General features: G+C 53.1%; 10 protein-coding genes. 2 read left to right on the top strand and 8 right to left on the bottom strand.

The genetic code is table 11. The annotated features are described in order from the left end of the window. Positions 1–196 precede the first annotated feature (196 nt). Positions 197–625, top strand: coding sequence for a universal stress protein UspC (gene uspC, locus WFM46_RS15705; protein ID WP_103180097.1), 429 nt, complete (start codon positions 197–199; stop codon positions 623–625). 19 nt (positions 626–644) lie between these two features. Here the strand turns inward: uspC and otsA are convergent, their stop codons facing one another. From otsA to WFM46_RS15675, 6 genes are all read right to left on the bottom strand, one after another. Beyond that, positions 645–2,069, bottom strand: coding sequence for an alpha,alpha-trehalose-phosphate synthase (otsA, locus tag WFM46_RS15700; protein ID WP_103180098.1), 1,425 nt, complete (start codon positions 2,067–2,069; stop codon positions 645–647). Beyond that, positions 2,044–2,850 carry a trehalose-phosphatase gene (otsB, locus tag WFM46_RS15695; protein WP_103180099.1) on the bottom strand — a complete coding sequence of 269 codons (807 nt, stop codon included), beginning with the start codon at positions 2,848–2,850 and terminating at the stop codon, positions 2,044–2,046. Before otsB ends, otsA begins: the two co-directional genes overlap by 26 nt. Positions 2,851–3,015: 165 nt before the next feature. Further along, positions 3,016–3,996 (bottom strand): arabinose ABC transporter permease AraH, encoded by a 981-nt coding sequence (gene araH / locus WFM46_RS15690; protein WP_103180100.1) that lies wholly within the window; start codon positions 3,994–3,996, stop codon positions 3,016–3,018. Between the two features lie 14 nt (positions 3,997–4,010). Next, on the bottom strand, positions 4,011–5,525 hold the full coding sequence (gene araG, locus WFM46_RS15685; protein ID WP_180210375.1) for an L-arabinose ABC transporter ATP-binding protein AraG: 1,515 nt from the start codon (positions 5,523–5,525) through the stop codon (positions 4,011–4,013). Between the two features lie 68 nt (positions 5,526–5,593). Continuing rightward, the gene (araF, locus tag WFM46_RS15680; RefSeq protein ID WP_103180102.1) at positions 5,594–6,583 is read right to left on the bottom strand and encodes an arabinose ABC transporter substrate-binding protein AraF; all 990 of its coding nucleotides are present in this window, start codon (positions 6,581–6,583) and stop codon (positions 5,594–5,596) included. A gap of 315 nt (positions 6,584–6,898) precedes the next feature. Then, positions 6,899–7,456, bottom strand: coding sequence for a DJ-1 family glyoxalase III (locus WFM46_RS15675; protein WP_103180103.1), 558 nt, complete (start codon positions 7,454–7,456; stop codon positions 6,899–6,901). A 542-nt stretch (positions 7,457–7,998) separates the two neighbouring features. Here WFM46_RS15675 and WFM46_RS15670 point away from each other — a divergent pair. After that, positions 7,999–8,502 carry a non-heme ferritin-like protein gene (locus WFM46_RS15670; RefSeq protein ID WP_103181106.1) on the top strand — a complete coding sequence of 168 codons (504 nt, stop codon included), beginning with the start codon at positions 7,999–8,001 and terminating at the stop codon, positions 8,500–8,502. Between the two features lie 167 nt (positions 8,503–8,669). Here the strand turns inward: WFM46_RS15670 and WFM46_RS15665 are convergent, their stop codons facing one another. Together WFM46_RS15665 and azuC are read right to left on the bottom strand one after the other, a co-directional pair. Then, on the bottom strand, positions 8,670–8,921 hold the full coding sequence (locus WFM46_RS15665) for a DUF2766 family protein (RefSeq protein WP_039030868.1): 252 nt from the start codon (positions 8,919–8,921) through the stop codon (positions 8,670–8,672). Positions 8,922–9,017: 96 nt separating this feature from the next. Next, positions 9,018–9,101: a stress response protein AzuC gene (azuC, locus tag WFM46_RS15660; protein WP_098946254.1), complete on the bottom strand. Its 84-nt coding sequence runs from the start codon at positions 9,099–9,101 to the stop codon at positions 9,018–9,020. Positions 9,102–9,138 lie beyond the last annotated feature (37 nt).

Raw genomic sequence — 9,138 nt, 5'->3', positions numbered from 1 at the left:
CTCAAAGCGCATGATTTACGTTTAGGAAGCGGATTTTTGCCCTTTCGTCCAGTCCCCCTGCAATTCATTGCATAAGAATAATTAATGAATAATTATGACAACTGTCACACTAATGCCATCTTTGGCTATTGCGCAAAAAAAGCATTCGCGCTAATGCTGAAGTATGTGCAATAACCACACAATGAAGGTGGGTAAAATGAGCTATTCCCATATCCTTGTTTCTGTTTCAGTTTCTCCTGAAAGTCATCAATTGATCGCCAAAGCGGTTGCTATCGCCAGGCCAACGCAGGCGCGTATTACGGTGGTCACGTTAATGGCCGAACCAGAGATGTATAATCAACTGGCAGCACCGATGCTGGAAGATATTCGTGGTGTTCTTCAGGAGGAAACCAGGCAATTTCTTGACGAGCTCATTGCCCGCGCAGAATATCCCATAGCGCAAACTTTGTGCGCGACAGGAGAATTAAGCGAGCAGATAAGTGATATATGTCAAAAGCAAAAGGTAGACCTGGTGATATGCGGAAATCACAACCACAGCTTTTTTTCACGCGCAGCATGTTCCGCTAAAACAATCGTCAGCAACAGTCAGGTTGATGTGCTTTTAATTCCACTCGGCGCAGAATAAAACGCCGAGTGGAATATAATCAGGCTAATTTAGGAAAGGTTGCGACCTTTTTTTGCAGATTGCTCTCCACGCTGCGGGGAGTGATCTGGTTCAGGTCCTCAATGAAGCGCGCCTGCCAGCGGTCTATGTCATTTTCGCGGATCACTTTCATCATGTCGGCATGACGTGAAATACGCTCCGTGAGGGGCATATTCAGCGCACGGTGCAGGGCGTTAGCGACATCGTCGCGATCGTACGGGTTAACGATCAGCGCTGAGGTCAGCTCATTGGCAGCCCCCGCAAATTGCGACAGCACCAGCACGCCAGGATCGGCCGGATCCTGCGCGGCGACATACTCCTTCGCCACCAGGTTCATCCCGTCACGCAGCGGCGTGACCAGGCCGACATCGGCATAGCGGAAGACCTTCATCAGGATCTTGCGCTCAAAGTGCTGGTTGAGATAGAACAGCGGCGTCCAGCCCAACTGGCCGTAACGGCCGTTAATGCGACCGGCTTCGTTCTCAAGCTGATGTCGGATGTCCTGATAGGCCTGCACCTCGCCGCGCGAGGTCGGTGCGATTTGGGTATAGCGGATCTTACCGTGGTGCTCAGGATAATTCTCCAGCAGGGTCTCGTAAGCCTGGAAGCGTTCCGGCAGCCCTTTGGAGTAATCGAGACGCTCAACGGAAAAGATGTTTTTTACGTGCTTCAGCTCTTCTTTCAGCTGCGCCAGCTTAGGCGGTAGTGGCCCGGAGGCCTGCTCGATAATCTCGTCCGGCTCAATACCAATCGGATAGACCTCAGTGCGGAAGCGCTTGCCCCAGGCGGAGTGCGAGTCATCGTCGTGCGCCGTCAGGCGCGTTTTGCTGGCCACGCTGTCAAGGAAGGCTAGGCGGTCATTTTCGGTCTGGAAGCCCAGCAGGTCGTAATCACAAAGCTCTTCAAGCAGCTCGTCGCTCGGCGGCAGCGCGTTGAAGATCTCCGGGGTCGGGAACGGAATATGCAGGAAGAAGCCAATCCGGTTGTTTACGCCGCGCTTGCGCAGCTCGCCGGCAAACGGCAGCAGATGATAATCGTGGATCCATAGCACGTCGTCCTGCTGGACTAACGGCAGCAGCTTATCGGCCAGCAGGCTATTGACCCGCGTGTACCCTTCCCAGGCCTCGCGCTTAAACTTTACCAGGTCGAGGCGATAGTGGAACGCAGGCCACAGCACGGCGTTGGAGAACTGGCTGTAATACTCATCGTAATTCTGTTCACTGAGATTAAATGAAGCCCAGGTGATATTCCCTCGCGTCACCTTTTTTAGCGGTTTGTCCTCATTACCAATCTCTCCACTCCAGCCAAACCAGAGCCCCCCCGTATTTTTTAACGCCCCCAGCACCCCAACAGCCAGGCCACCTGCGCTGGCTTTTTTATCATCCGGGGGAGCGATGCGATTAGAAACTACGATCAAGCGACCCATAAGGTTTTCTCCTGTTAATTTGCGCTATTTCTTGTTCTTGTTGATGGTTAGCGGCTTTAATTACCCATTGCCAGACATCAGGTACCGTAGCCAGCCGCCAGCTGGCTTTGGTCTCACCTGCGCCGACTTTCACTGATACCCCTTTAAGCTGATTCACCACTTCAAAGCCATGCTCATCGGTGAGGTCATCACCAAAGAAAACCGGCGTTCTGCCGAGGAAAGGCGCTTCATGCATAAAGGCTGAGATAGCCTCGCCTTTATGGATCCCTCTCGGTTTGATTTCGACCACGCATTTACCTGGCTGGAGTGACAGCTGCGGATTGTCGTGCACGATCTGTTCCGCCAGGGCGAAAATATTCTTCTCATATTCCTGAGCCTGACGGTAGTGGATTGCAAATGCCATCCCTTTGGCTTCAAGTTCGGTGCCAGGCAGATATAAAAGCGCCGTTGTAAGCTGCGCATGCAGCGTCTGGATCAGATCCGGGGGAAGAGAAACGGATTGCGAATGACCATGGATGTCGCGGCGCTCCGCCCCGTGTACACCGGCAAGCGGGAAACGGTAGGGTCTGGCGAGCTGGTCCAGCTCGGCCATTGAACGCCCTGATATCAATGCCAGTGCCCCCTCATTCAGCTGTGCCAGCTGATTCAGTGCCTGTAATACTTCTGCGGGAACAACTACCTCATCGGGGTGTGGCTTGATGGTAGCAAGGGTCCCGTCGAGGTCGAAAAAGTACGCAAAGTTTTCTGATAGTAAAGGCGGTGAAGTTAACGTATCGGCCACCCTGATCCTCCTTACAGTTGGCGAGATGAAAAACGGCAAACATCTCAGTAGCCATGTAAGTATAGACAGTGTGACGGGGCTCGCCATTTGACATCCCCCTTCCCGCTGCGGCTGGGAAGGGGGGCTACACTTAAAAGTTAAGTCGGGAGGGGGTGGAAAAAAGGGTTAAACGGTACGCTTTGCTTTTTGCTTGTAACGGTCGAAAATCACCGCCGCAAGCAGGATCAGGCCACGTACCACATACTGCGAGAACGGGGAGATGTTCAGCAGATTCATGGCGTTCTCAACCGTGCCGAGAATCAGTATCCCGGCCACCACATATGAGATTTTTCCGATGCCGCCCTTCAGCGATACGCCACCTAAAACGCAGGCTGAGATGACGATCAGCTCATAGCCGATAGAGGTCATTGGCTGGCCGCTGGTCATACGTGAAGCCAGAATAATCCCCGCCGCCGCCGACACAAGACCGGAAAGCACGAAGATGATGATCTTGGTCCGTACCACCGGCACACCCGCCAGACGCGCCGCCTCTTCATTACCACCAATCGCCAGGGTATTGCGGCCAAAAGTGGTTCTGTTGAGCAGGAAACCAAAGATGATCAGGCAGCCGACGGTCAGCCAGATAGGGGCTGGCAGACCGAGCCAGTTGGCGTAGCCGAGGGTAAAGAAACGCTCATCTTCAATCCCCACTGCTTTACCGTCAGAGATGATATAGGCCAGCCCGCGCACAATCTGCATGGTGGCGAGCGTGGTGATCAGGGCATTGATTTTCAGGCGCGCAATCACGAAGCCGTTCACCAGCCCGCTGAGCACACCGAGCAGCAGCCCGGCCGCCACACCAATCCACAGGCTTTCGGTCATGTTAATGACCACTGCAGTGGTGACACCCGCACAGGCGATAACCGAGGCGACCGACAGGTCGAAGTCGCCGGATGCCAGACAGAACAGCATCCCGCAGGCCACCATGCCCGACATGGAGATGGCGAGCCCCAGCCCTTTCATGTTAATGAAGGTGGCGAAGTTAGGCACAAAGATGGCGCAGCCGAGGAACAGTACGGCAAACACGACCAGCATGCCGTATTGATCCCAGATCCGCCCAAAGCTGAAGGCCGATTTTGGCGCTCCGGATGTAGTGACAGAGGACATCTTATTCTCCTTACTCAGGCGACAGCCTGGCTGACTTTAGGCATGGCGAGGCTTAACGCCTGCTGTTCATTCGCCTGTTCATGTAGCAATTCACCGGCAATGGCCCCTTCACGCATCACCACGATACGGTCGGCCACGCCCAGTACTTCCGGCAGATCGCTGGAGGCGAAGAGCACCGCCACGCCACGTTTTGCCAGGGCGTAAATGACGTTATAGATTTCGTGCTTGGCGCCCACGTCGATACCGCGCGTCGGTTCATCCAGCAGGATCACCTTCATCTCTTCCGACAGCCAGCGGCCCAGAATGGCCTTTTGCTGGTTGCCACCGGAGAGGTTCATAATCAGCTGTTCCGCGCCCGGGGTTTTGATGTTAAGTGAACGAATGTGGTGATCGGCGTTGCTAACCTCCCAGGTGTCGTTAATCAGGCATCCGGCACGGATGGTCTTCCGGCGGGCCGAGATATTGATGTTGTCCCGCACCGAGTGCACCGGGATGATCCCTTCGGCCTTGCGGTCTTCCGGGCAGAGCATCATCCCTGCGCGAATGGCATGAGCCGGTTTTTGAATATCGACAGGCTGGCCGTCGATAAACACCTGGCCGCCGGTGATGCGGGTGCCGCCAAACAACCCTTTCATCAGCTCGCTGCGCCCTGCCCCTACCAGCCCGAAGAGGCCAACGATTTCACCGCTGCGCACCGTCAGGCTTATCGGGGTGCGTACGCCCGGGGCTTTAACCTCTTCGAGGCGCAGCAGTTCGCCGCCATACTGGCGCGGTTCCCAGTGATAGATATCACCCAGTTCGCGCCCCACCATCGCCTGCACCAGCAGGTCGTGGTTGACCTGCTGCATGTCGCTGAAGGTGCGGACATAGCGACCATCTTTAAACACGGTAATAGCGTCGCTGAGGGCGAAGATCTCTTCCATACGGTGCGACACATACAGAATGATGCGCCCCTCTTTGCGCAGCTCGCGGATCACCCGGAACAGGTTCTCGATTTCACGCGCCGACAGCGAGCTGGTGGGTTCGTCAAATGCGATAATTTTGGCATTGCGCGCCAGCGCCTTGGCAATCTCCACCATCTGCCACTGGCCGATGGAGAGATACTTCAGTGGGGTCTGGGGATCAATATCCAGCCCAAGGTGCTTCAGCTGCAGACCGGCCTCATAGTTGAGCAGCGAACGGTTAACAAAACCGCCCTTATGCGGAAGCTGCCCAAGATAGATGTTCTCCGCCACGGTCATCTCCGGCACCAGATGCAGTTCCTGGTAGATGATGGCGACACCGGCATTCAGCGCGGCGGTGGTGTCCGCGAAGGCGACCTCTTTGCCCTGGATGGCGAGGGTGCCTGTCGTGGGGGTGTAGTTACCGCTGAGGATCTTCAACAGCGTGGATTTTCCGGCGCCGTTCTCACCCATCAGGGCATGAACCTGACCCGCATAGCAGTCAAAGCTGATGTCGGTCAGCGCGTTGACACCGGGAAAGGTTTTGCCGATGCCGCGAAAAGAGAGATACGGTTCAGACTGTTGCATAACGTCTCCGAGGATCGAGTAGTGAACGTCTGGCCCCCCGATGTCCGGGGGGCGCAATCACAGTGGAATTACTTACCGCCCAGTCCCTTTTTCTCCAGCTCTGCTTTGAAGTTGTCACGGGTGATCAGCACCACGTCGGTAACTTCAGTGAATTTCGCTGGCTCGGCACCTTTGGTGACCCAGTTGTAGAGCATTTCGCTGGATTTATAGCCATGTACGTCCGGGCTTGGCAGCAGAGAACCGTAGAAGCCGGTGGCCTGCGCTTTAGAGAGCTCGCTCACCGCATCAACGCCGTTGATGCCGATGCCGATAACATCTGCCGCTTTGAAGCCCTGGCCTTCGGTGGCGCGCACGCCGCCCAGGACGGTGTTGTCGTTCATCCCCACCACCAGCCAGTGTTTCACTTCAGAGTGTTGCACCAGCATGGAGTTGGCCGCATCGAAAGCGCCCGGGATGTCGTTGGATTTGGTTGGCACTTTGTAGATCTGTTTTTCCGGGAAGCCGGCCGCTTTCAGGGCTTCCATCGAACCGGAGGTGCGACGGCGTGCGGTATCCAGTTCATCGGCGGTGATCGCCATAACCGCGGTGTCCTTCACGTCCCAGCCGCGTTTTTGCATCTCTTTATAGAGCTCCTGGCCCTGGCGCTCGCCGATTTTGGTCGCCGCCATCATCACCAGCGGCACGGTATCCATCGGCTTGCCCTTGGCGTTCACGAACTGATCGTCCACGGCGATGACTTTCATGTCGTAGCCACGCGCTTTCGCCACGATAGCCGAGCCCAGTTTTGGATCCGGAGTACAGATGACAAACCCTTTCGCGCCGCTGGCTGCCAGGCTGTCGATGGCGTTCAGCGTTTTTTCACCATCAGGCACAGCAATTTTAATGACTTCAAAACCCAAATCTTTCCCGGCTTTATCGGCAAATTTCCACTCTGTCTGGAACCATGGCTCTTCCGGTTGCTTCACCAGGAAACCGAGCTTCAGGTTCTCCGCCATAGCGGATTGTGACATAACGGCAGCCAGACCGATGGCCGCCAGCGCTTTAGTAAATTTGTGCATGGTTAACTCCAGCTTTAGCGTTTTAATTTGTAGGGGAATAACAACTAAAATGTTTTTAATCGGACTTAAAACAAGGCATTAGCGCCAGGCGTGTATGAAGCGCATTTGCTTGAGATAGTTTTAGCGGGAAATTAATCATCCATAAGAGAGCGCCATCACACCGCAGAATTACAGTAATTGCGTACATAGATTCAGCGGAAAAAGACATAAATATGCAGGTATTTGTCTGACAAATAGAAAGGGGTAAAGCAGATTAGTCCATAAGATTAGCTAAGATATCCTTGTGATCCGGGCGCGCGGGCGCCCGGCATAATATTACCAGGGATAGTAGATATGCTCGGCGTGATCGCGTACTGGTGCTTCCTCACCCAGCAGACGTGCTGAGAGCGTCAGCGCAAAGTCAAAGGCATGGCCCAGTCCCTTGCCGCTGATGAGGTTGCCATCTTCCACCACTGGCGCATCGACATATTCGCCGTCCTGAATCTCCTGCCAGAGTTCCCCCGAGCAGACATAGCGACGCCCTTTTAACAGGCCATTGCCGCCCAGCACACGCGCCGCAGCCGAACAAATTGGAGCGATAAATTTACCCGCTTCGTCATGCGCGGCGACAAAACGCACCACATCGGCACTGGCCGCCAGATTCACGCTGCCCTGCGGGCCGCCGGGTAATACGACCGCATCGTAGTAACTGTCGATTTTTTCGCTGAGGGTGCTGTCCGCCACCATCGGGATATTATGGTAGCTCACAACCGCCCGCGACTCGGCGCAGGCCAGGGTATCTACCTCAATGTTGAGACGGCGCAGGATATCAATAGTGATAATCGCCTCCGCCTCTTCAAATCCGGGTGCCAGCAGCACCGCTACTTTTGCCATAATGAACTCCGTTAGGGAATATAAAACAATGTTTCATTTTCACAGCGTGTGTAGCGGAAAACTTCCAGCGGGATCACATATCGCACTATTTCCAGCAAAAATGATCTGACGCAATTTTAGCCAGGTGTAAAAATCCATTAATTACCAGAATTATCTGTATTCCACCTGACAGGAATAATTATCTTTTTTTTCGCTAAGCGCCTATTTCACCGCTCCTGAGAAAAACATAAAGTAATTTCACTTTTCGGATAGCATTAAATTTATACAAATCCCTATAATACAATCCCTTAATCATCTTCAACCTCGACCCTCCCTTCTCGAAATCCTCCATTTTTTTTAATTCCTGATGGGGGGTAAGGTTTAGTAAGAATATATTTATAAGGATTTTCTTATAATGGATTCGCTGTTATGATGAATTTTACCTGATGCCTGAAACGAATTTGGGATCACATACAGGGAAAACAGAATGCTTTTATTCTGTAGTGAACTATCGTTAATGATGATTATTTTTTGGTTACATAAACGAAGAAAAGGGAATGGATATGGCTGTCTCGGATATGATCACCAGGCTCAACACGCAGATGAACCTCGAGTTTCATGCGTCTAATCTCTCTTTGCACCTCAGCGAGTGGTGTTCAGAACATCAGCTAACCGGTTCCGCGACTTTCCTGCGCCTCCAGGCGCAGAGCAATGTTACGCAAATGATGCGCGTTTTCGATTTTTTAAAAGCATCAGGCGCTATGCCGGTTTTGAAACCCGTGGATATGACTGACGAAGAGTGCAATTGCCTGGAAGCAGTTTTCCAGCGCACGCTGGAAGAGTATGAGCAGCGCTGTCAGACGCTGAATCAATTAACGGATGAAGCGCGGAAAATGAAAGACACTTCTACGCTTAACTTCCTGCATGATATTGAGAAAGAACAGCAGCAGGATGGGGTATTACTCAAAACCATCCTTGATGAAGTTCGCAAGGCACGTCTCACCGGCATGGGTCTGGAACAGACCGATCGCCAGCTGCTTAACGTCGTCAGCCGTCAGCACCACTGATTCTGCGCGTTAACTGAATTACCCGGCCTGTGCCGGGTAATTTTTTGCAAAAGAGTCAATACCCTACTGGTGCAGAGCTTCATGTAACTCACATTTCGGGCGACCCTGGGTCGCCCGTTCACATTATTCTCACAAAACCGTTTATAAAATCAAAACACCGGTTTATTTTAGTGAGACTCGCCCTGCGGTGTGAATTTCAGCTCGATCAGCGCAATGGCTTTCTGCACGGCGCGCAGCGTAACAGGGTCGGCCGACGCAGGATTGCTGGCGAAATCGATGTTTTTCAGCTGACTGGACATTTTCTCGCGCACTTCTGCGGGAGCAATGATTTCAATCACATCAAGAATTTGTTTGATGACCAGCTGGCATGCAACGACGTCAGAGATCAGTTCCTGATCGGCACTCAGGTTTTGAGACATAGGCTTCTCCTGTTTGAAAGGCCGTCATAGTAGCAAAACGTCAGCCCTGATGCGGCGTACAGGCACAAAAAAACCTGCCGGAGCAGGTTTTTCTTATCAGAACATCGCGCCTGGCGGTACGTCCTTAAAGGTCTTGCAGTAGGATTCGAACATGCTTTTCAGGATTTTGCGCAATTTCATCGGTATGCTCCGGCTAAGTGTTATGCAGGTGTTAATG

It is taken from the genome of Leclercia sp. M50 (genome assembly GCF_037150775.1).
GTDB lineage: Bacteria > Pseudomonadota > Gammaproteobacteria > Enterobacterales > Enterobacteriaceae > Enterobacter.
This window is presented reverse-complemented; position numbering and strand designations above follow the sequence as displayed.

What these genes read in the sequence shown, in the direction of transcription:
- WFM46_RS15675 (WP_103180103.1), bottom strand. Translation starts at nt 7,456, where the DNA reads ATGGCAAAAGTAGCGGTGCTGCTGGCACCCGGATTTGAAGAGGCGGAG.
- otsA (WP_103180098.1), bottom strand. Translation starts at nt 2,069, where the DNA reads ATGGGTCGCTTGATCGTAGTTTCTAATCGCATCGCTCCCCCGGATGAT.
- WFM46_RS15670 (WP_103181106.1), top strand. Translation starts at nt 7,999, where the DNA reads ATGGCTGTCTCGGATATGATCACCAGGCTCAACACGCAGATGAACCTC.
- azuC (WP_098946254.1), bottom strand. Translation starts at nt 9,101, where the DNA reads ATGAAATTGCGCAAAATCCTGAAAAGCATGTTCGAATCCTACTGCAAG.
- uspC (WP_103180097.1), top strand. Translation starts at nt 197, where the DNA reads ATGAGCTATTCCCATATCCTTGTTTCTGTTTCAGTTTCTCCTGAAAGT.
- araG (WP_180210375.1), bottom strand. Translation starts at nt 5,525, where the DNA reads ATGCAACAGTCTGAACCGTATCTCTCTTTTCGCGGCATCGGCAAAACC.
- WFM46_RS15665 (WP_039030868.1), bottom strand. Translation starts at nt 8,921, where the DNA reads ATGTCTCAAAACCTGAGTGCCGATCAGGAACTGATCTCTGACGTCGTT.
- araF (WP_103180102.1), bottom strand. Translation starts at nt 6,583, where the DNA reads ATGCACAAATTTACTAAAGCGCTGGCGGCCATCGGTCTGGCTGCCGTT.
- araH (WP_103180100.1), bottom strand. Translation starts at nt 3,996, where the DNA reads ATGTCCTCTGTCACTACATCCGGAGCGCCAAAATCGGCCTTCAGCTTT.